The sequence below is a fragment of the Streptomyces sp. NBC_00075 genome (assembly GCF_045041225.1).
In the GTDB taxonomy this organism is placed as follows: Bacteria; Actinomycetota; Actinomycetes; order Streptomycetales; family Streptomycetaceae; genus Streptomyces; species Streptomyces adonidis.
This window is the reverse complement of sequence record NZ_CP108243.1, coordinates 3,215,109-3,236,260: the sequence shown is the minus strand read 5'-3', so window position 1 is coordinate 3,236,260 and position 21,152 is coordinate 3,215,109. Positions and strand designations below refer to the sequence as shown.

Sequence of the window (21,152 nt, the reverse complement as noted above, 5' to 3'; positions counted from 1 at the left end):
CCCGTGGGGCCGCGTATCGCCGGCGTATCGGAAACCGGATACGCCACCGCAACGGCCGTCCGTTTCCCATGGAGGCATGGACTCCAACGCATCCCTGTCGGCACCGCCCCGCCGCACGCGCGGCATCGTGCTCCTCGGTCTGGCGGTTCTCGGCCTGGCGGGCGCCGCGTACGTAGTGCGGGGGCCGCTCCTGATGGCCGCGCCGAGGTGCGTGGAGGGGCGGTGGCACGGCTGCTACGACACGTTCAACGGTGTGGTGCTCATGACGCTGGTCCTGCTGCCGTTGGCCGTGCTGGTGGCGTGGGCCCTGGCACACCGTCGGCGTGCCGCCGGGGTCGCGTCGGCGTGGCGGCTGTCGCTGGCCGAGGTGGGCATGGTCCACGGGACGGTACCGTTCCTGTGGCTGACCCTGATGCCGGGCGCCGCGCCCGGCGTCGCCCCCGCCCGGGTGAGCCTCGTACCGCTGCGGGACCTGGTCACGATGGGGCCGCTCGGGATCGCCGGCAACCTGCTGGTCTTCGCGTCCCTGGGGTTCTTCGCCCCGATGCGGTTCGCGGCCCTGGCGTCCGTGCCGCGCGTCCTGGCGCTCGGGGCGGGCTGCTCGGTCCTGGTCGAGACCGCGCAGTACGTCTTTCGGCTCGACCGGGTGTCCTCCGTGGACGACGTCCTGGTCAACGCCACCGGCGCGCTGCTGGCCGGGCTGGCGTCGCGCCGCTGGTGGCGTGCTCGTACCGCGCATACGCCGGCGATATCGTGCGCTGCCTAGGCTTCGGGTATGCGCGTACTGATCGTGGAGGACGAGCCCTATCTGGCCGAAGCCGTCCGGGACGGTCTGCGCCTTGAGGCGATCGCCGCCGACATCGCCGCTGACGGCGACACCGCCCTGGAGCTGCTCGGCGTCAACTCCTACGATCTCGCGGTCCTCGACCGTGACATCCCCGGCCCGTCCGGCGACGAGGTCGCCCGGCGCATCGTCGCCTCCGGCAGCGGCATCCCGATCCTCATGCTCACCGCCGCCGACCGGATCGACGACAAGGCCTCCGGGTTCGAACTCGGCGCCGACGACTACCTCACCAAACCCTTCGAGCTGCGGGAACTCGTCCTGCGGCTCAGGGCGCTGGACCGCAGACGCGCGTACGCCCGGCCCCCGGTCCGCGAGATCGCGGGTCTGCGGCTCGACCCCTTCCGCCGGGAGGTCTTCCGCGACGGACGCTATGTCGCGCTCACCCGCAAACAGTTCGCCGTCCTCGAAGTCCTCGTCGCCGCCGAGGGCGGGGTCGTCAGTGCCGAGGAGCTGCTGGAACGGGCCTGGGACGAGAACGCCGACCCCCTCACCAACGCCGTGCGCATCACCGTCTCCGCACTGCGCAAACGACTCGGCGAACCCTGGATCATCGCCACGGTGCCCGGCGTCGGCTATCGCATCGACACCACCCACCCCGGCGGCACGCGTGAATAGACGCCCGATGAACAGACGCCCAGGGCACAGCGCCCGGCTCAAGCTCACCCTCAGTTATGCCGGATTCCTCTTCGTCGCCGGGACGCTCCTGCTCGCCGTCATGTGGGTGTTCGTGCTGCGCTGGCTGCCGACCAACGACCCCAGGGCCCTCCAGGAGCGGTACGGCGCCGTGATCGTCGTCGGCCCCGACCGCTCCGAGCTTCTGCGCGGCTTCGCCCCCGCCGCAGGCACGGCACTGGGCTTCCTCCTCGTCTTCGGCCTCCTGGGCGGATGGCTCCTCGCCGGCCGGATGCTCGCACCCCTCACCCGGATCACCGACGCGGCACGGACGGCCGGGAGCGGGTCGCTGTCCCACCGGATCGGGATGAAGGGCCGCCAGGACGAGTTCCGTGAACTCTCCGACACGTTCGACTCGATGCTCGAACGACTGGAGTCCCATGTCGCCGAGCAGCAGCGGTTCGCCGCGAACGCCTCCCACGAACTGCGCACACCCTTGGCCATCTCACGGACGCTCCTCGACGTCGCCCGCAAGGACCCCACACGCGACCGGGGCGAACTCGTCGAACGCCTGTACGCCGTCAATGCGCGGGCGATCGACCTCACCGAGGCCCTTCTGCTGCTCAGCCGCGGCGACCGCGGCGACTTCACCCGCGAGCGCGTCGACCTCTCCCTCCTCGCCGAAGAGGCCGCCGAGACACTGCTTCCCCTCGCCGAACGGCGCCGGATCACCCTCGACGTCACCGGCGGGGCGGCCGGGACCAGCGGCTCCGCGGAACTCCTGCTGCGGATGGTCACGAACCTCGTCCAGAACGCCGTCGTCCACAATCTCCCCGACGGCGGCACCGTGACGGTCCACACCGAGGCGTACGGCGCCACGAGCGTCCTGCGCGTCGAGAACACGGGCCCTCAGCTGCCGCCGGAACTGGTACCGACCCTCACCGAACCCTTCCAACGCGGAACGGAACGCGTACGCACCGACGAACACGCCGGCGCCGGCCTCGGCCTGGCCATCGTGCACAGCATCGTCCGCGCCCATGAGGGAACCCTCGACCTCGTCCCCCGCCCAGATGGAGGGCTCCGAGTCACGGTCCGGCTTCCCGGTCCGCTGCCCTAGGTCGTGTCCGCAAAGTGGTGGGGTCGTTGGTCTGTTCGTGGTGCGTCGTCATGAGCTGATTGATGAGTCGTGGGCGGTGATTGAGCCGTTGCTGGCTCCGTCGAGGATGGGCAGACCGGTGCGCGATCGCCGCCAGGTGGTCAACGGGATCCTGTGGAAGCTGTCCACGGGGGCGGCCTGGAGAGATCTGCCTGAGCGGTACGGGCCGTGGAAGACGGTCTACGAGCGTTTCCGCCGCTGGTCGCAGGACGGTACCTGGGACCGGCTGTTGGCCCGTGTCCAGCAGCACTGCGACGCTGTCGGCGCCGTCGACTGGACGGTCGTCTGCGTGGATTCCACCACTGTGCGGGCCCACCAGCATGCGGCCGGAGCCCGAAAAGGGGGCTCTGGCCGGGCGAGGCGATCGGACGGTCCCGCGGCGGGCTGACCACGAAGATCCACCTGGCCTGCGACGGGCAGGGCCGGCCGCTCGCCTTCACCCTCACCGCCGGGAACGTCAACGACTGCACCCAGTTCGAGCAGGTCATGGCCCGCATCAGCGTCAGCCGGTGCGGGCCCGGCCGACCCAGATCGCGGCCCGAGCGGGTCGTCGCGGACAAGGGCTACTCATCCACGAAGATCCGCTCCTACCTGCGCAGACGAGGCATCAGAGCAGCGATCCCCGAACGCATCGATCAGATCAACGGCCGCATCCGGCGCGGCGAGAGCCGCTGCCGACTCAACCGGGCCGCCTACCGGCGCCGCAACGTCGTCGAACGCTGCTTCAACAAGCTCAAACACAACAAAGCCCTCGCCACCCGCTACGACAAACGCGCCCGCCACTACCAGGCCCTCGTCACCATCGCCTGCCTACGACTCTGGCTCCCCTGACATTGCGGACACGACCTAGGAACCGTCGGGGCTACGCCGGGCGCAGCCACACCGTCGCCAGTGGCGGCAGCGTCACGTGGATGCTGGTCGGGCGGCCGTGCCAGGGCTGGGGGTCCGGCTTCAGCGGGTCCGGGTTGTGGATGTCGCCGCCGCCGTAGCGGGACGCGTCCGTGTTCAGGGCCTCGTGCCAGGCCGGGACCGTGTCCGGGACGCCGATGCGGTAGTCGTGGCGGACGACCGGCGAGAAGTTGCTGATCGAGATCAGCGGGGTGCCCTCCGCGTCGTAGCGGACGAAGGCGAAGACGTTGTCCTCCGCCGCGTCCCCGACCAGCCACTCGAAGCCGGACGGCTGCGTGTCCTGCTGCCAGAGGGCAGGCGTGTCCCGGTACACCGTGTTCAGGTCGCGCACCAGGTCCCGTACGCCCCTGTGGTCCGGCTCCGCCCCGTACGCGGGGTCCAGCAGCCACCAGTCGGGGCCGTGCGCCTCCGACCACTCGGCGCCCTGGGCGAACTCCTGGCCCATGAAGAGGAGTTGCTTGCCGGGGTGCGACCACATGAAGGCCAGGTACGCCCGCTCGTTGGCCCGTTGCTGCCACCAGTCGCCCGGCATCTTCGACACCAGCGAGCCCTTGCCGTGGACCACCTCGTCGTGCGAGATGGGGAGCACGTAGTTCTCGCTGTACGCGTACACCATGGAGAACGTCATCTCGTGGTGGTGGTGCCTGCGGTGGACCGGGTCGTGCTGGACGTATCCGAGCGAGTCGTGCATCCAGCCCATGTTCCACTTCAGCCCGAAGCCGAGGCCGCCGAAACCGCCGGGCCCGGTGTGGTGCGTGGCCCGGGTGACGCCGTCCCACGCCGTCGACTCCTCGGCGATCGTCACGACTCCCGGCACCCGCCGGTACACCGTCGCGTTCATCTCCTGGAGGAAGGCGACCGCGTCCAGGTTCTCCCGGCCGCCGTGCTCGTTCGGCGTCCACTGGCCCGGCTCGCGCGAGTAGTCGAGGTAGAGCATCGAGGCGACGGCGTCGACCCGCAGCCCGTCTATGTGGAACTCCTCGCACCAGTAAAGGGCGTTCGCCACAAGGAAGTTGCGGACCTCCCGCCGACCGTAGTCGAACTCCAGCGTCCCCCAGTCCGGGTGGGCGGCGCGCAGCGGATCCTCGTGCTCGTACAGCGTGCGCCCGTCGAACTCGGCCAACGCCCAGTCGTCGCGCGGGAAATGGGCCGGGACCCAGTCCATCAGTACGCCGATACCGGCCTGGTGCAGGGCGTCCACCAGGTACTTGAAGTCGTCCGGCGTGCCGAGACGGGCCGTGGGCGCGTAGAACCCGGTGACCTGGTAACCCCACGAGCCGCCGAACGGATGCTCCGCCACCGGCATCAGCTCCACATGCGTGAAGCCCATGTCCCGTACATAGGCGGGGAGTTGCTCGGCGAGTTGACGGTACGTCAGGCCGGGGCGCCAGGACGCCAGGTGGATCTCGTAGATCGAGAAGGGGGCCTCGTGGGCCGGGGTCTCCGCCCGCCGGGCCAGCCACTCCTCGTCCTGCCATGCATGGCGCGAACTGTGCACGATGGACGACGTGTTGGGCGGTACCTCGGTCCGCCGGGCCATCGGGTCCGCGCGCAGCGTCTTCGAACCGTCCGGGCGAGTGATCTCGAACTTGTACAGCTCGCCCTCGCCGATGCCCGGCACGAACAGCTCCCACACCCCGGTCGCGCCCAGCGAACGCATCGGATACGCCGTGCCGTCCCAGAAGTTGAAGCCCCCGGTCACCTGCACTCCGCGTGCGTTGGGTGCCCAGACGGTGAAGCGGGTGCCGGTGACGCCCTGGTGGGTCATCGGCTCCGCGCCCAGCGCCCGCCACAGCTCCTCGTGCCGGCCCTCGCCGATCAGATGCAGGTCCAGATCACCCAGCGCGGGCAGCAGCCGGTACGCGTCCTCGGTCTCCACCACCTGCCCGTCGTACGCGATGACCAGCCGGTACTCCGGAACACCCCGCAGCGGCAGCGCACCCGAGAAGAAACCGTCCCCGTCGTCGTGCAGCTCGGTCCGCAGATCCCCCGACACGACGGTCACCGACAGCGCGTACGGGCGCAGCACCCGGAAAGCGACCCCGCCCGGCAGCTCGTGCGCGCCCAGGACGGAGTGCGGATCGTGATGCGTACCGGCCAGCAGCCGTTCGCGGTCGGAGGCGTCCATCGCGGGGGAGGCGAGGGGGACGACGGCCACGGCGTCCTCGGGGGCGGGGCTCTCAGGAGCGGGGCTTTCGGAAGCAGGGCTCTCGGGGGCAGGGCTCTCGAGAGCGGCCTCGACCGGCTGCGGGGCGGACTTCTCCTGCTCCGGCTTCTTCTGCTCCAGCTCTTCCTGCGCCGACTCTTTCTGCTCCAACTTCTTCGCCGCCTTCGTCTTCCCGTTCTTCTTCTCGGGATCCTTCTTCGCGGACGTCTTCTTCTTGGGACCGCTGGACGGGGGGCGCGGGGTCACGGTCGGGGGCCTCCGAGGATGAGGTGGAACGGGCGGGGCGGGGGTGAGGGTGGAGGTCAGTCGGGTGCGGCCAGCCGGTGGACCGCCGACATCGGCACGGGCAGCCAGTCGGGACGGTGCCGTGCCTCGTACACCACCTCGTAGACCGCCTTGTCCGTCTCGTACGCCCGCAGCAGCACCGGATCGGTACGCGGATCCCGGCCGCTGGTCTCCGCGTACCCGGCGCAGTACGCGGCCCGGCACTTCGCCGCCCAGCCGGGCAGGTGCGGGCGGAGCGAGTGGGCCGCGTAGTCGAAGGAGCGGAGCATGCCCGCGATGTCCCGGGCCGGGGGCTGCGGCAGCCGCCGTTCCGCGAGCGGCTTCGACGGTTCGCCCTCGAAGTCGATCAGCGACCACTGACCGGACGGCGACCGCAGACACTGCCCGAGGTGTAGATCCCCGTGGATCCGCTGGGCCGTCCAGGTCTCGCCCTCGGCGGCGAGGTCTGCCAGCGCCTCGTACGCCGAGCGCAGACCGGGCCCGTACGGATGCAGCGCCGGCACCGCCTGGATCGCCGCGTCCAGGCGCTCGATCATGCCGTCGACCAGCGGACGCAGCTGCGCGTGCCCCAGGGTCACGGTCGGCAGGGCGCGGGCGAGCGCCAGATGCACCTCGGCAGTGGCCCGCCCGAGCGCCCGTGCCTCCGCGCTGAAGTCCTCCCCTTTGGCCAGCTCGCGCAACGCCAGCTCCCAGCCGTCGGCCGCACCCCGTACGAAGGGCTGGAGGACGCCGAGTACGTAGCTGTCCTCGGCGCTCGCGGCCATGTCGTGGTGGGTCTGGGGCGTCTCGGGGTCGTCGGCGCGTATCCACGCCACCGGGGCGGGTACCCGGGGGCAGCCCTCGCGGGCCAGTGCCAGGGGCAGTTCCAGGTCGGGGTTGACGCCCGGTACGACCCGGCGGAGCAGTTTCAGGATGAACGTATCTCCGTAGACGATCGACGAGTTGGACTGCTCCGAGGTCACCACCCGGGCCACCAGCCCCACCGGTATCTCGCCCTCACCGTCGTCGCCCTCGCCGCTCCCGTCCCGGTCGAAGCGCAGGGCGCCGATCCGGGCCCGGGTGCGCATCGCCTCCAGGAGCACTTCGGCGGGCCGGGCGTCGTACAGGGCGTCGTACACCGTGCGTCCGGTCAGCGGGCCCCGGTCCACATGGCCGATCAGCGCGGGCGCCAGCCGGGGCGGCAGCGCCTCACGCACGCCTATGAGGAGCTGGTAGCAGTCCCCGGGGCCCTGCGCGGGCTGATGGGCGCGTACGAGGAGGTGGTACAGACCCAGCTGTGCGGTGACCGGCAGCAGTTCGGTGGCCGCCACCAGGGAGAACCCGGTGACCGGACGTCCTTTGCCGGCGAACCAGCGCTGTCTCGGCAGCCATTCCCGCAGCAGTGGATCAAGGGACGCGAGGAGGTCGGGACTTGTCGTGGCGGAGCGGGTGGCGGCTTCCGACATGGCGTCGCGTCCTTTCCCCGGGGCGGGGTGTGACTGATGCGTGCCCCGGGCGGGACGGGAGAAACCGGCCCGCCGGGGTTCGGCACATATGACCACGCGTACTACATGGTGATCACGTGTACTACTTGGTGTCCTTCGTGGCGTCCTTCGCGTCCTTGCGGAGACGGAACCAGTAGAACCCATGACCGGCAAGGGTGAGCAGGTACGGGAGTTCACCGATCGCTGGGAAACGGACTCCGCCGATCAGCTCGACCGGGTGCGCGCCGTTGAAGGCCTGGAGATCCAGTTCCGTCGGCTGGGCGAAGCGGGAGAAGTTGTGGACGCAGAGGACGAGGTCGTCCTTGTGTTCGCGCAGGAAGGCGATCACGGCCGGGTTGGAGGAGGGCAGTTCGGTGTAGGAGCCCAGTCCGAACGCGGGGTTCTGCTTCCGGATCTCGATCATGCGCCGGGTCCAGTGCAGGAGCGAGGACGGGGACGACATGGAGGCTTCGACGTTGGTGACCTGGTAGCCGTAGACGGGGTCCATGATCGTGGGCAGGAAGAGGCGGCCGGGGTCGCAGGAGGAGAAGCCGGCGTTCCTGTCCGGGGTCCACTGCATCGGCGTGCGGACCGCGTCGCGGTCGCCGAGCCAGATGTTGTCGCCCATGCCGATCTCGTCGCCGTAGTAGAGGATCGGCGAGCCCGGGAGGGAGAGCAGCAGGGCGGTGAAGAGTTCGATCTGGTTGCGGTCGTTGTCCAGGAGCGGGGCGAGCCGGCGGCGGATGCCGATGTTGGCGCGCATACGCGGGTCCTTGGCGTATTCGGCCCACATGTAGTCGCGTTCCTCGTCGGTGACCATTTCGAGGGTCAGCTCGTCGTGGTTGCGCAGGAAGATGCCCCACTGGCAGTTCGAGGGAATGGCCGGGGTCTTCGCGAGGATCTCCGAGACCGGATAGCGCGACTCACGGCGCACGGCCATGAAGATGCGCGGCATGACCGGGAAATGGAACGCCATGTGGCACTCGTCCCCGCCGCTGCGGTAGTCGCCGAAGTAGTCGACGACGTCCTCGGGCCACTGGTTCGCCTCCGCCAGCAACACCGTGTCGGGATAGTGGGCGTCGATCTCCTTGCGGACATGCTTGAGGAACTCGTGCGTCGCCGGGAGGTTCTCGCAGTTGGTGCCCTCGGCCTGATAGAGGTACGGGACCGCGTCGAGACGGAAGCCGTCGATGCCCAGGTCGAGCCAGAACCGCAGCGCGGAGATGATCTCCTCCTGCACGGCCGGGTTCTCGTAGTTGAGGTCGGGTTGGTGGGAGAAGAAGCGGTGCCAGTAGTACTGCTTGCGGACCGGGTCGAAGGTCCAGTTGGAGGCCTCGGTGTCGACGAAGATGATCCGGGCGTCCTGGTACTGGTCGTCCTTGTCGGCCCAGACGTAGTAGTCGCCGTACGGGCCTTCGGGATCGTTTCTCGACTCCTGGAACCACGGGTGCTGGTCGCTGGTGTGGTTCATGACGAAGTCGATGATGACGCGCATGCCGCGTTGGTGGGCGGCGTCGACGAATTCGACGAAGTCGGCGAGGTCGCCGAACTCGGGGAGGACGGCGGTGTAGTCGGAGACGTCGTAACCGCCGTCACGCAGCGGGGATTTGAAGAAGGGCGGGAGCCAGAGGCAGTCGATGCCGAGCCACTGGAGGTAGTCGAGTTTGGCGGTGAGGCCCTTGAGGTCGCCGACTCCGTCGCCGTTGCTGTCCTGGAAGGAGCGGACGAGGACCTCGTAGAAGACGGCGCGTTTGAACCACTCGGGGTCCCGGTCCTTGGCGGGAGTGTCCTCGAAGGTGTCCGGGACAGGCTCATTGACGATCATGTTGTGGGTGACCCTCCGATCTGCGGGGTGGACGGTCGCAGGACGGTCAGGATGTGCGCGGGGCGAGTGCCCGGTTCCAGGCGCACATAGTTCGTCCTGCCCCATGGGTAGGTCTCGCCGGTCAGCTCGTCGCGTACCGGCACGGACTCGTGCCAGTCCAGGCCGAGTTGCGGCATGTCCAACGAGACCGTCGCCTCCTGGGTGTGGTGAGGGTCGAGGTTCACGACCACCAGAACCGTGTTCGATCCCCGGCGTTTCGAGTAGACGATCACCGCCTCCTGATCCGCGTGGTGGAAATGGAGGTCGCGCAGCTGCCGCAGGGCCGGGCTGCGCCGCCGGATCGCGTTGAGCGTGGCTATCAATGGCGCGATGCTACGTCCGTCACGTTCCGCCGACTCCCAATCACGGGTACGCAGTTGGTATTTCTCGGAGTCCAGGTATTCTTCGCTGCCCTCGCGCAGAGGGGTGTTCTCGCAGAGTTCGTAGCCGCTGTAGACGCCCCAGGTGGGGGAGAGGGTGGCGGCCAGGACGGCGCGGGCCTCGAAAGCGGGACGCCCGCCCTGCTGAAGGTACGCGTGGAGGATGTCGGGGGTGTTGACGAAAAAGTTCGGGCGCATGTACGCGGCCGGGTCACCGGACAGTTCGGTGAGGTATTCGGTGAGTTCGGGTTTCGTGGTGCGCCAGGTGAAGTAGGTGTAGGACTGCTGGAAGCCGGTCTGGGCGAGGGTGTGCATCATCGCGGGCCGGGTGAACGCCTCCGCGAGGAAGATCACGTCGGGGTCGGTGCGGTTGATGTCCGCGATGACCTGTTCCCAGAAGACGACGGGTTTGGTGTGCGGGTTGTCGACGCGGAAGATCCGCACCCCGTGGTCCATCCAGTGCCGCAGTACCCGCACCGTCTCCGCGACGAGTCCGGGGAGGTCGGCGTCGAAGGCGATGGGGTAGATGTCCTGGTACTTCTTCGGCGGGTTCTCCGCGTACGCGATCGTCCCGTCCGGCCGGTGATGGAACCACTGGGGGTGCTTCTGCACCCAGGGATGGTCCGGGGAGCACTGGAGGGCGAAGTCGAGGGCGATCTCCAGGCCGTGGCGGGCGGCCTCGGCGACGAAGAAGTCGAAGTCCGCCAGCGTCCCGAGATCCGGGTGCACGGCGTCGTGCCCGCCGTCCTCCGAACCGATCGCCCACGGCACGCCCACATCGTCCGGGGTGGCGGAGAGGGTGTTGTTGGGGCCCTTGCGGAAGGTGTGCCCGATGGGGTGGATCGGGGGCAGGTAGAGGACGTCGAAGCCCATCGCGGCGATCGACGCCAGCCGCCGCGCGGCCGTGCGGAACGTCCCGTGCGGTTGCGTGGGCGTTCCTTCGGAGCGGGGGAAGAACTCGTACCAGGCCCCGTACAGCGCCCGCTCCCGCTCCACGACGAGCTTCAACGGCTCACTCGCGGTGATCAGTTCTCGCAGCGGATGCCGGCGCAGCACCTTGTTCACGGCCGGTGTGAGGGCCGCGGCCAGCCGGGCCGCCGGTGGGCGTTCGGTGTCCCGGAGGGCCTCGGCGGCGGTCAGGATCACCTCCCGCTTGCCCTTGTTCTTCGGTACGCCGGTGGCGGCACGCTCGTACAGCTGCGCGCCCTCCTCCAGCATCAGCTCCGTGTCGATCCCGGCCGGGATCTTGATGCCCGCGTGATGCCGCCAGGTGCTGATCGGATCGCCCCACGCCTCCACGGTGTACGTCCACTCACCGGGCGCGTCGGCCTCGACGGTGGCGCCCCAGCGGTCGGTACCCGGGGCGAGTTCACGCATCGGCGTCCAGCGGCCGGCGCGGCCCTTCGGATCCCGGAGCACGACGTTCGCGGCGACGGCGTCATGGCCCTCCCGGAACACGGTGGCCGACACCTCGAAGGCCTCCCCGACCACCGCCTTCGCCGGGCGCCGCCCGTTCAGGACGAGGGGGCGGACATCCAGGACGGGGATACGACCGACTGCGGTGCCCTCGGCGAGGGGGGCGACCGGAGGCTCCGCCGGGCGGGCCGGAGTTTCCGGGGCCGGAGCCGCGACCGAGGCCGGCTCCGCGGCCGGCCGGGCGGCGGCGGGAGGCGTTTTCGGGGCGCGTCGGCCGGCGGTGGCCGGGGCGTTCGAGGAACGTTGGCCGGTGGCGGACGGCGTGTTCGACGTCGGTCGACTCCCGTCGGCCGGGGTGTCCGGGGCCGACCGGTCGGCGACGGCCGGTGTGTCTCCGGGCCGGGGAACGGCGGTGAGGGGCGTGTCCGGGTCTGTCGAAGCAGTGCCGGAGGGTGTGTCGAGGTCGGTCGGCGCGGTGCCGGAGGACGTGTCCGGGTCTGATGAAGCAGCGCTTGAGGGCGTGCCGGGGGCGACCGACGCGGTGCTTGAGGGCGTGCCGGGGGCGACCGACGCGGTGCTTGAGGGCGTGCCGGGGGCGACCGACGCGGTGCTTGAGGGCGTGCCGGGGGCGACCGACGCGGTGCTTGAGGGCGTGCCGGGGGCTGTCGGAGCGGTGGTCGGCGGTGTGTCCGGTGCTGTCGGACCGGCGCTGGAGGGTTTCCCCGGAGCCGTGGACCGTGCAACGGACGACGTCTCCGGAGCCGTGGACCGAGCGGCGGAAGACCTCTCCGGTGGCGTCTTCGGGGCCGGGGAGGGTTTCTCCGGGGCAGGGGAGGGTGGCCCCTGGTGTGCTGCCGGCGGGACGACGGTGTCCGTCGGGGGTATGCCGGTGGTGGGGGTTGGGCGTGCTGCCGAGTGGTGCGTGGCGGGCATGACCGCTCCTGTCCGCGTCAACGTGGGTGGGCGGATGGATGTGGGGAGGGGGTGTCCAGCGGGCGTACTGAGTCGTGTACCGAGGGAGCCTTCCCACCCTATTCGGGTGGGCAATCCGGCACTTTGCTAACTACTCGCGCGTATGTCTGCACCCAGGATCAGCCAGGTCCGCGAACGTCGTCGGCCCCGTCCGGCGGACGGGGCCGACAACGGCACAGTGCCCCTAAGAGAGCGGTATCCGCAGGAGTTTGTTCGGTGAACCGGCCCTCTTGTCGGAGACTTTCCCGGTCGTCGCCAGAGACGTCAGCGCCTTGGCGACTTGCGCCGGACGGGATTTCGGTCGTTCCGCCAAGTAGAGGGCCGCCGCGCCGGCCGCGTGCGGCGCCGCCATCGACGTACCCGAGAACGCCACCCGGCCCGTGTCGCTCGCGTACGACGCCGAGGTGATCGAGACGCCCGGGGCGAACAGATCGAGAGCCGATCCCCAGTTCGAGAAGGCGGCCCGGGCGTCCGTCCAGCCGGTCGCGCCGACCGTGATCGCCTCCCTGACGGCGGCCGGGGAGTAGGACGACGCCGACGCCCCGTCGTTCCCGGCCGCGACCGTGTACGTCACCCCGGACGCGATCGAGTTCCGTACCGCCGCGTCCAGTTGGGCGTTGCGGTAGCCGCCGAGGCTCACATTGGCGACGGCGGGCTTCCTGGCGTGCCGCGTCACCCAGTCGATACCCGCGATGACCTGCGCCGTCGTACCACCGCCCGCGTTGTCGAGGACGCGCACCGAGACGACCTTCGCCTTCTTCGCGACGCCCAGGGCCGTCCCGGCGATCGTCGCCGCGACATGCGTGCCGTGGCCGTTTCCGTCACCGGCCCATCTGTCGTTGTCGACGAAGTCCCAGCCGTAGCTCGCCCGTCCGCCGAAGTCCTTGTGCGAGATACGGATACCGGTGTCGATCACGTACACCGTGACGCCCTTGCCCGCCGAGTCGGGCGAGGAGTAGCTGTCGTCGAGGGGCAGCGCGGCCTGGTCGATCCGGTCCAGGCCCCACGACGGCGGATTCTGCTGGCCGCGTTTGCGGGCGAGCGCGTACGCCGTTTCCTCGGCGTACGTCGTGCTCTGGTCGTAGGTGATCCGGGTGTCCTGGACGACCGAGTCCACGCGGGAGTCCGCCGCGAGGAGTCTGGCCTGTCTCTCGTTGGCCTGGATGGCATAGCCGTTCAGGACGGTGCTGTAGGTGTGGCTTATTCTCGCCCCGTACTTCGCGGCGAGTCTCTTGCCGTCCGCCGACGGGGCCGCCGTACCTCCCTTGAGTGTGACCAGGTAACTTCCGCCGACGGAGCCGGGTTCACCGGCGCCGACTATGTGCCCCTGAGGGGCGGCCTGGGCCGGTGCGGTGGCCGAAAGCACCGAGGCGGTGGCCGCGGCGGTCAGGCCCGCCGCCCAGCGCAGGCGTCTTGTGCACGTCCGTTTCATGGTTGGAGTTCCCCCTCCTCGGCCGCCAACGCCGGGCGGCCTTCTGGGCAGCCTCTCGTGCGGGGAGAAGTGTTACAAGGTGGCCTACGGGGGTGGAACCGGCCATATCGTCCGTACGGGTATCCGGTAGTGGCGTTACGGACGCTCACCACGCCCCGTGGTTCGCACGCCTCCGCCCCGATACCGTCAAGGGGTTGATGACCCGGACGCACACGGCCGTGCGTCCTTGTAAGGCTTGACATGACGCACGACCACCGAGGTGGAATGTGAAGGCGATCCGTCGGTTCACCGTCCGTCCCGTTCTCCCCGAACCCCTCCGGCCGCTCAGCGACCTGGCCCGCAATCTGCGCTGGTCCTGGCACGCGGAGACCCGCGAGCTCTTCCAGTCCGTCGACCCCGAACGCTGGACCGACTCGGACTGCGACCCCGTACGGCTCCTCGGCAGCCTCTCGCCCGAGCGGCTCACCGAACTCGCCGAGGACCGCCGCTTCCTGCGCCGCCTCACGGCGATCGCCGACGACCTCCACGACTACGTCACCGGCACCCGCTGGTACCAGACGCAGACACAGGCGCAGGATCAGGGCGGCCAGGGGGCAGAACTTCCCGCCGCCATCGCCTACTTCTCTCCCGAGTTCGGCATCACGGCCGCCCTCCCGCAGTACTCCGGCGGCCTCGGCATTCTCGCTGGTGACCATCTGAAGTCGGCCAGCGACCTCGGCGTGCCGCTGATCGGCGTCGGCCTCATGTACCGGCACGGCTACTTCCGCCAGTCCCTCTCCCGGGACGGCTGGCAGCAGGAGACCTATCCGGTCCTCGACCCCAACGAACTCCCCGTCGCCCTCCTCAAGGAATCCGACGGCTCCCCGGCCCAGGTCTCCCTCGCCCTGCCCGGCGGCCGGTCGCTGCGGGCCCGGGTCTGGCTGGCGCAGGTCGGCAGGGTGCCGCTGCTGCTCCTCGACTCGGACGTGGAGGAGAACGACCTCGGCGAACGCGGTGTCACGGACCGGCTGTACGGCGGCGGCAGCGAACACCGCCTCCTCCAGGAGATGCTGCTCGGCATAGGAGGAGTGCGCGCGGTCCGGACGTACTGCCGGCTCACCGGGCATCCCGCCCCCGAGGTGTTCCACACCAACGAGGGCCACGCGGGCTTCCTCGGCCTGGAACGGATCGCCGAACTCTGCGACAAGGGGCTGGAGTTCGAGGCCGGGCTGGAGGCCGTGCGCGCGGGCACTGTCTTCACGACGCACACGCCCGTCCCGGCCGGTATCGACCGCTTCGACCGTGAACTGGTCGCCCGGCACTTCGGCCCCGACGCCGAACTCCCGCGCATCGACGTGGAACGCGTGCTGAGCCTGGGCATGGAGACGTATCCGGGCGGCGAGCCGAACCTCTTCAACATGGCGGTGATGGGGCTGCGGTTGGGCCGCCAGGCCAACGGGGTCTCCCTTCTCCACGGGCAGGTCAGCCGGGAGATGTTCGCGGGTCTTTGGCCCGGCTTCGACCCCGCCGAGGTGCCGATCACCTCGGTCACCAACGGTGTGCACGCGCCGACTTGGGTCGCGCCGGAGGTGTTCAGGCTCGGGGCCAAGCAGATCGGCGCGGAGCGTACCGAGGACGCGCTGACGGTCGGCGGCTCGGACCGGTGGGACGCGGTCGCGGACATCCCGGACCAGGACATCTGGGAGCTACGACGGTCCCTGCGCGAGCAGTTGGTGGTGGAGGTACGGGAGCGGCTGCGGGCGTCCTGGCGTCAACGCGGCGCCGGTACGGCGGAGTTGGGCTGGATCGACGGGGTGCTCGACCCGGACGTCCTGACGATCGGATTCGCGCGCAGGGTCCCCTCGTACAAACGCCTGACGCTGATGCTGCGCGACCGCGACCGGCTTCTCGACCTGCTGCTGCACCCCGAACGCCCCATCCAGATCGTGGTCGCGGGCAAGGCGCACCCGGCGGACGACGGCGGGAAGCGGCTGATCCAGGAGCTGGTGCGGTTCGCGGACGACCCGCGGGTCCGCCACCGGATCGTGTTCCTGCCGGACTACGGCATGGCGATGGCGCAGAAGCTGTACCCGGGCTGCGACATCTGGCTGAACAACCCCCTGCGTCCGCTGGAGGCGTGCGGGACGAGCGGAATGAAGGCGGCGCTCAACGGCTGTCTCAACCTCTCGGTCCTGGACGGCTGGTGGGACGAATGGTTCCGGCCCGACTTCGGCTGGGCGATCCCCACGGCGGACGGCACGGGCACGGACCCCGACCACCGGGACGACGTGGAGGCGGCGGCCCTGTACGACCTCCTGGAACAGCGCGTGACCCCGCGCTTCTACGAGCACGGTCAGACAGGCCTGCCCGACCGCTGGATCGAGATGGTCCGCGAGACCCTCACCCACCTCGGCCCGAAGGTGCTGGCAGGCCGAATGGTGCGGGAGTACGTGGAGCGTCTGTACGCCCCCGCCGCCCGCGCCCACCGCACCATGACCCCGGACAAGGCAAGGGAGTTGGCGGCCTGGAAGTCCCGGGTCCGGCACGCCTGGCACACGGTGACGGTCGACCACGTGGAGACCTCGGCCCCCTCCCTGACGGCCGAGCTGGGAAGCACGCTGTCGCTCCGCGTGCGGGTGGGCCTCGGTGAGCTGGCTCCCGACGACGTCGAGGTCCAGGCGGTCTCGGGACGCGTCGACTCGGAGGACAGCATCACCGACGCGACGACGGTCCCGCTGAAGCCGGTCGGCGGCCCCGACCTGGAAGGACGCTGGCTGTACGAGGGGCCGCTGTCCCTGCATCGGACCGGGCCCTACGGCTACACCGTGCGGATCCTGCCGGCGCACCGGCTGCTGGCGTCGAGCGCGGAGATGGGGCTGGTGGCGGTGCCTTCGGAGGACGTGGGGGAGGGGGCCGGGGTTCTGATGCGGTGACCGCCGGACGACCCGGCCTGCTGGTCCTGGCGGTGTGTCAGGACCAGCTCCACGCCTGGTTGCCGTTGGCCGCGCAGCTCCAGCCCTGTACCGCCCGGCCCTCCTGGCCCGAGGTGGCGGCCTCCGCGTCCAGGCAGTAGCCGTTCGGGATGCTGACGAAGGTCTGGCCGTCGTTCTCGCCGGCGTCGCCGAGGCGCCAGTACTGGGCGTCCAGGCCGTCGCAGGTCCTGGCGCCGATCTGCTGGCCGTTCGCGCCGCTGGTGCCCGCGTCGGCGTCCAGGCAGCGGTGGTTGCCCTGGTTGACGACGAGGTAGCGGGAGTCCTGGCCGGGGACGCGGTACAGGGCCCACTTCTGGGTGGACGTGCCCTGGCAGGTCCACACCCCGACCGTGCCGTTCCGGGCGTCGAGACAGCGGGCGACCAGGGCGCCGTTGTTCTCGGTCACCGTCAGCGCGCCCGTGCGGGCCGGGCCGGGCGCCGTTCCGTACAGGAGTTCCTTGGTCTGGGGGCCGACCCTGCCGTCCACGGAGGTTCTGGCCTCGGTCTGGAAGGCCTTCACCGCGGCGAGGGTCTCCTGGCCGAACCGGCCGTCGACCGCGACGTACAGGCCGTGGCCGCCGAGGAGGAGTTGCAGGGCCTCTACGCAGTCGCCGGTGGCGCCCGTGACCAGCTCCGCCGCGCAGGCGGCGGAGCGGATGTCGAGCGTCGCGGGGTTCTGGGCGGGTACCAGGGTCGGCTCTGTCTGCGTCGCCTGGTCCTTTGTCGTCGACGGGGCGGGCGTGGTCGCGTCGGACGGGGTGGTGGCTGCGGTGGCCGGGTTCTTCGTCGTGGTCGGGGCGGGCAGCAGGTCCGGGGCGGCCGACGTGCCGGTCTCGGTTCCGGTGCCGGTGGCGGCCGATGTCGGGTCAGCGCCCTGGCTCAGCAACGCCGCGGTGATGCCCCCTGCGACCAGGGCGGCTGCCGCCGCGACGGCGACCAGCGGCATTTTCCTGTTCCTGGGCTTTCCGCGTTCGCCGGGCGGGGCGGGGACGGGGGTGGCGGCGGGAGCGGGTGCGGGTGCGGGTGCCGCTTGCGGGAGGGGCCTGGGGCGCTTCACCTGAGGGGGTGCGGCCGGTGCCTGTGGTGACGGGGACAGCTGGTGGCCGATGGCCGTCCTGAACACCGTCTCCGGCAGGGGGCGCCGCTCGGGGTCCTTGTCCAGGCAGGTGCGGATGAACGCGGCCAGTTCCGCGTCGACGGTTCCCACCAGGTCGAGCACCTCGTCGCGGGGCGGCTCGAAGGCGACCCCGAACAGGACGTCGACGCCGGTCCCCTCACCGAACGGCGCCTGTCCCGTGACGGCGTACGTCAGGGTCGAGGCCAGCGAGAAGACGTCGGAGGCGGCGGTGACCTCGCGGCCCCTGGCCTGTTCCGGGGACATGTAGGCGGGCGTTCCGACGTTCTGGCCCGTGACGGTGATCGCGGTGCCGTCGGGGGCCTGGACGACGCCGAAGTCGATGACGCGGGCGCCGTCCGCACCCAGGATCACGTTGGACGGCTTGAGGTCGCGATGGACCAGCCCCGCCTGCCAGATGGCCTCGATCGCCCGCCCGACGTCGGCCAGCAGCCGCCAGGCCGCCTCGGAGCCGATCGGCCCGCGCTCGGCGACGACCTCGGCGAGCGTGGGCCCCGGTATGTACTCGGTGGCGACCCAGACCAGGTCCTCGTCGCAGCCGCTGCCCAACAGCCGTACGATGTGCGCCCCCTGGATCCGGTCCAGGGCGCCGACCTCGCGCTCGAACCGCTTCCGGAACTGCGGGTCCTCGGCGTACTCGGGCCGGATCACCTTCACGGCCGCGAGGCCCGTCCCGCCGCTGGTGTCGCGGCCCAGATAGACCCGGCCCATGCCGCCGCTGCCGAGCAGCGACTCCAGCTGGTAGGGGCCCGCCTGCCGGGGGTCGTTCCTGCGCAGCGGGACCACGGGAGGCGGTTCCATACCGGCCGCCGCATAGGCCATCGCTACGGTGCGGCTGCGGTGCTGGGGTGGCATGAGGGCCCTGGTCTCTCGCGTGGCACGGGTGACCGCGAGATTAGCGCAGCACACCTGTACGAAAGGGGGAGTTGGACCGGTTTCCCGGCCAGGAATTCGCGCAGACCTGCCGACCTCGGCGTACTCGGCGCCCGGTCCCGTCCGCTTCCCGGCTCAGTCCTCGCCGTACTCCCCGCACAGCCGCCGCAGGACCACCCCGCACCGCCGTGCATAGGCATGCTGAAGGCCCCGGGTCGCGGGTCCGGCCGCCTTCGCGTACCACTTCGCGCCGCGGCTGAAGGCGCTGACCGTCAGCCACACGGTGCCGTCGCCGGTGCGGTCCACGACGAACGACTCCTCGCCGCACTCCGGGTGACCGGCCAGCGTGCCGTACGCCCAGCCCGCGCGCCGGTGTTCCTCCACGGTCCAGACGATCCGGCAGGGCGCCTTGATGAGACCGGCGAGGGTGACCGTGACGTCGACGTCCGGGGCCGCCCGTTCGGCGCTCGCGTCGATGCCCACCCCCATCGCGCGGTGCATCTCCCAGGTGAGAACGGCCTCGGAAGCGCGCCGGAAGACCTGCTCGCCCTCGCCTATGCGGGTGCGTACATGCAGGTGGTGAAAGCCGGGCGGACAACGGAAGCCGCGCTCGCGGGTCGCGCCGACCTCCGCGTACGTGAAGGACATGGGACCCAAGGGTAGGGCGGGGGGTACCGGTGACCGTGCGGCGGGGGGTGCGGGACGCGGACGCGCGTACGACGGGGGCGGTACCCGGAAATGCCTTCGTTCCGGATACCGCCCCGCCGATCACCTGCTTCTCACCTGCCGCGTGGTCACGCCGTGACGTTGACCGCCGCCCAGGCCGCGTTCACCGCCGCGTACTCCGTGCTGCTGGAGCCGTACAGGGCCGAGGCCGCCGACAGGGTCGCCGTGCGGGCGCCCTTGTAGTTGGTCGTCGACGTCATGTACTCGGTGAGCGCCTTGTACCAGATCTGGACGGCCTTGGCGCGGCCGATGCCCGTGAGCGTGGAGCTGTTGTACGTCGGGGAGTTGTAGCTGACCCCGTTGATGGTCTTCGAACCGCTGCCCTCGGACAGAAGGTAGAAGAAGTGGTTCGCCGGGCCCGACGAGTAGTGCACGTCGAGGTTCTTCAGCGTCGACGACCAGTAGTTGGCCGAGCCGCCGTCCTTGCTCGGCTGGTCCATGTAACGCAGCGGCGAGCCGTCGCCGTTGATGTCGATCTCCTCGCCGATGAGGTAGTCACCGACGTCGGAGGAGTTCGCCGCGTAGAACTCGACCGCCGTGCCGAAGATGTCGGACGTCGCCTCGTTCAACCCGCCGGACTCACCGCTGTAGTTGAGACCGGCGGTGTTGGAGGTGACGCCGTGGGTCATCTCGTGGCCGGCCACGTCCAGCGAGGTCAGCGGGTGCGTGTTGCTATCGCCGTCGCCGTACGTCATGCAGAAGCAGCTGTCGTCCCAGAACGCGTTGACGTACGCGTTGCCGTAGTGGACGCGGGAGTACGCGGCGACACCGTTGTTCTTGATGCCGGAGCGGCCGAACGTGTCCTTGTAGAAGTCCCACGTCTTCTGCGCGCCGTACGCGGCGTCGACGGCCGCGGTCTGGTCGGTGGTCGAGCTGGAGGCCGCGCCGGTGCCCCAGGTGTCGTCGGCGTCGGTGAACAGGGTGCCGGCCGAGGAGCTGGTGCCGTGCGCCTTGTTGTACGTCTTGTGGCCGCCGCGCGTGCCGTCGGTCAGCTGGTACGTCGAACCCGACAGCGTCGTGGTCAGGGAGACGGTGCCCGAGTACAGGCTCTTGCCGGTGCCGTTCTCGATGCCCTGGTACTCGTACAGCTTGGCGCCGGTGGCCGCGTCCGTGATGACGTGCAGCTCGTTCGGGGTGCCGTCCTCCTGGAGGCCGCCGACGACGGTCTCGTAGGCGAGGGTCGGGGTGCCCGAGGCGGCCCAGATCACCTTGCGGGGGGCGTCGGACGCCTCCGACTTGGTGGAGCCGGCCTTCTTCGCCAGGGTGACGGCCTGCTTCTCGACGGCCGTCGTGGTGACCTCGGGGGTGAGGTCGGTGACGCTGATGGCGGCCTTCTGCGCCTTGGTCACGCCCGTGGTCTCGCCGGCCGCGTCCTCGTGCACGACGAGGTCGCCGCCGAGGACCGGCAGGCCCGCGTAGGTGCGCTCGTAGCGGGTGTGCAGGGTGCCGTCGGCGTCCTTGATGACGTCACGGACGACGAGCTTCTCCTTGGCGCCGAGGCCTATCTCGTCGGCGGTCGCCGGGGCTTCGGCGGCGGCTTCCTTGATGAGCGCGGTGCGCGTCGCGGGGGAGAGGGTGACCGGTACGGCGGCGGCCTTGGCCGTGGTACCGGCCGGCTCGCTCTCCGCGGAGGCACCGGTGGTCAGACCGGTGGTGAGGAGGGCTCCGGCCGCGACCGCGGTGGCGATGGCCAGAGTGGTGCGCTTGTGACGCGCGTAGATGGGGGTCACGCGAACTCCTTTGTGGGGGATCCGGACGGCCTTGGGGTGATCGTCCGGCACTGGTTGTGAAGTTGGAGCGCTGTTGCTGCGGCGTGCGGTGGAAGAGTGACATTGGGGGCGCGTACATGTCAGGACCCTCAAGTGATGTTGGCCGAAAATCGACTGCCGGATGAACGTTTCATGCATGTAACACGGCGCGATCTTGGTAAAGCGGTGCTAAAGATCGGGCACGGTGGCAACAAAACC

Annotated in this window: 12 protein-coding genes and 2 pseudogenes; 6 read left to right on the top strand and 8 right to left on the bottom strand. The window is 70.1% G+C overall.

Going from position 1 to position 21,152, the window contains the following annotated elements; translation table 11 throughout:
- The first annotated feature begins 76 nt into the window (after positions 1 to 76).
- From OG787_RS13720 to OG787_RS13705, 4 genes and pseudogenes are all read left to right on the top strand, one after another.
- Positions 77 to 766, top strand: a complete 690-nt coding sequence (locus OG787_RS13720; protein ID WP_369035663.1) for a VanZ family protein — start codon at positions 77 to 79, stop codon at positions 764 to 766.
- Between the two features lie 9 nt (positions 767 to 775).
- Positions 776 to 1,459, top strand: a complete 684-nt coding sequence (locus OG787_RS13715; RefSeq protein ID WP_369035664.1) for a response regulator transcription factor — start codon at positions 776 to 778, stop codon at positions 1,457 to 1,459.
- A gap of 7 nt (positions 1,460 to 1,466) precedes the next feature.
- The gene (locus OG787_RS13710) at positions 1,467 to 2,573 is read left to right on the top strand and encodes a sensor histidine kinase (RefSeq protein ID WP_405535367.1); all 1,107 of its coding nucleotides are present in this window, start codon (positions 1,467 to 1,469) and stop codon (positions 2,571 to 2,573) included.
- A 40-nt stretch (positions 2,574 to 2,613) separates the two neighbouring features.
- Positions 2,614 to 3,443 (top strand): annotated as a pseudogene (locus tag OG787_RS13705) (IS5 family transposase).
- Between the two features lie 31 nt (positions 3,444 to 3,474).
- Here OG787_RS13705 and glgB read toward each other — a convergent pair.
- The 4 genes and pseudogenes from glgB to OG787_RS13685 all read right to left on the bottom strand — a co-directional run.
- A complete protein-coding gene (gene glgB, locus OG787_RS13700; protein ID WP_405535366.1) occupies positions 3,475 to 5,934 on the bottom strand; it encodes a 1,4-alpha-glucan branching enzyme in 2,460 nt (819 codons plus the stop codon).
- A 56-nt stretch (positions 5,935 to 5,990) separates the two neighbouring features.
- Entirely contained in the window at positions 5,991 to 7,418 is a 1,428-nt protein-coding gene (locus OG787_RS13695; protein ID WP_405535365.1) for a maltokinase N-terminal cap-like domain-containing protein, read from the bottom strand.
- A 121-nt stretch (positions 7,419 to 7,539) separates the two neighbouring features.
- Positions 7,540 to 9,261 carry a maltose alpha-D-glucosyltransferase gene (treS, locus tag OG787_RS13690; RefSeq protein WP_405535364.1) on the bottom strand — a complete coding sequence of 574 codons (1,722 nt, stop codon included), beginning with the start codon at positions 9,259 to 9,261 and terminating at the stop codon, positions 7,540 to 7,542.
- Positions 9,258 to 11,360: pseudogene (locus OG787_RS13685) on the bottom strand (alpha-1,4-glucan--maltose-1-phosphate maltosyltransferase); the annotation flags it as partial. The gene treS and the pseudogene OG787_RS13685, both read right to left, overlap by 4 nt.
- A gap of 46 nt (positions 11,361 to 11,406) precedes the next feature.
- Between OG787_RS13685 and OG787_RS13680 the strand changes: the two are divergent.
- Positions 11,407 to 12,159 (top strand): hypothetical protein, encoded by a 753-nt coding sequence (locus OG787_RS13680; RefSeq protein WP_405540822.1) that lies wholly within the window; start codon positions 11,407 to 11,409, stop codon positions 12,157 to 12,159.
- A 93-nt stretch (positions 12,160 to 12,252) separates the two neighbouring features.
- On the opposite strand, the gene OG787_RS13675 is transcribed toward OG787_RS13680, so the two are convergent.
- Positions 12,253 to 13,500, bottom strand: coding sequence for a S8 family peptidase (locus OG787_RS13675; protein WP_405535363.1), 1,248 nt, complete (start codon positions 13,498 to 13,500; stop codon positions 12,253 to 12,255).
- 266 nt (positions 13,501 to 13,766) lie between these two features.
- On the opposite strand from OG787_RS13675, the gene OG787_RS13670 reads away from it, so the two are divergent.
- Complete coding sequence (locus OG787_RS13670; protein WP_405535361.1) at positions 13,767 to 16,412, top strand: glycosyltransferase family 1 protein; 2,646 nt, start codon at positions 13,767 to 13,769, stop codon at positions 16,410 to 16,412.
- A gap of 37 nt (positions 16,413 to 16,449) precedes the next feature.
- On the opposite strand, the gene OG787_RS13665 is transcribed toward OG787_RS13670, so the two are convergent.
- From OG787_RS13665 to OG787_RS13655, 3 genes are all read right to left on the bottom strand, one after another.
- Complete coding sequence (locus tag OG787_RS13665) at positions 16,450 to 18,441, bottom strand: protein kinase domain-containing protein (RefSeq protein WP_405535360.1); 1,992 nt, start codon at positions 18,439 to 18,441, stop codon at positions 16,450 to 16,452.
- A gap of 153 nt (positions 18,442 to 18,594) precedes the next feature.
- Entirely contained in the window at positions 18,595 to 19,107 is a 513-nt protein-coding gene (locus OG787_RS13660) for a DUF1990 domain-containing protein (protein WP_405535358.1), read from the bottom strand.
- A gap of 146 nt (positions 19,108 to 19,253) precedes the next feature.
- Positions 19,254 to 20,915, bottom strand: coding sequence for a M4 family metallopeptidase (locus OG787_RS13655; RefSeq protein WP_405535357.1), 1,662 nt, complete (start codon positions 20,913 to 20,915; stop codon positions 19,254 to 19,256).
- Positions 20,916 to 21,152: the final 237 nt, after the last annotated feature.

What these genes read in the sequence shown, in the direction of transcription:
- OG787_RS13720 (WP_369035663.1), top strand. Translation starts at nt 77, where the DNA reads ATGGACTCCAACGCATCCCTGTCGGCACCGCCCCGCCGCACGCGCGGC.
- OG787_RS13715 (WP_369035664.1), top strand. Translation starts at nt 776, where the DNA reads ATGCGCGTACTGATCGTGGAGGACGAGCCCTATCTGGCCGAAGCCGTC.
- OG787_RS13710 (WP_405535367.1), top strand. Translation starts at nt 1,467, where the DNA reads ATGAACAGACGCCCAGGGCACAGCGCCCGGCTCAAGCTCACCCTCAGT.
- OG787_RS13695 (WP_405535365.1), bottom strand. Translation starts at nt 7,418, where the DNA reads ATGTCGGAAGCCGCCACCCGCTCCGCCACGACAAGTCCCGACCTCCTC.
- treS (WP_405535364.1), bottom strand. Translation starts at nt 9,261, where the DNA reads ATGATCGTCAATGAGCCTGTCCCGGACACCTTCGAGGACACTCCCGCC.
- OG787_RS13675 (WP_405535363.1), bottom strand. Translation starts at nt 13,500, where the DNA reads ATGAAACGGACGTGCACAAGACGCCTGCGCTGGGCGGCGGGCCTGACC.
- OG787_RS13665 (WP_405535360.1), bottom strand. Translation starts at nt 18,441, where the DNA reads ATGCCACCCCAGCACCGCAGCCGCACCGTAGCGATGGCCTATGCGGCG.
- OG787_RS13660 (WP_405535358.1), bottom strand. Translation starts at nt 19,107, where the DNA reads ATGTCCTTCACGTACGCGGAGGTCGGCGCGACCCGCGAGCGCGGCTTC.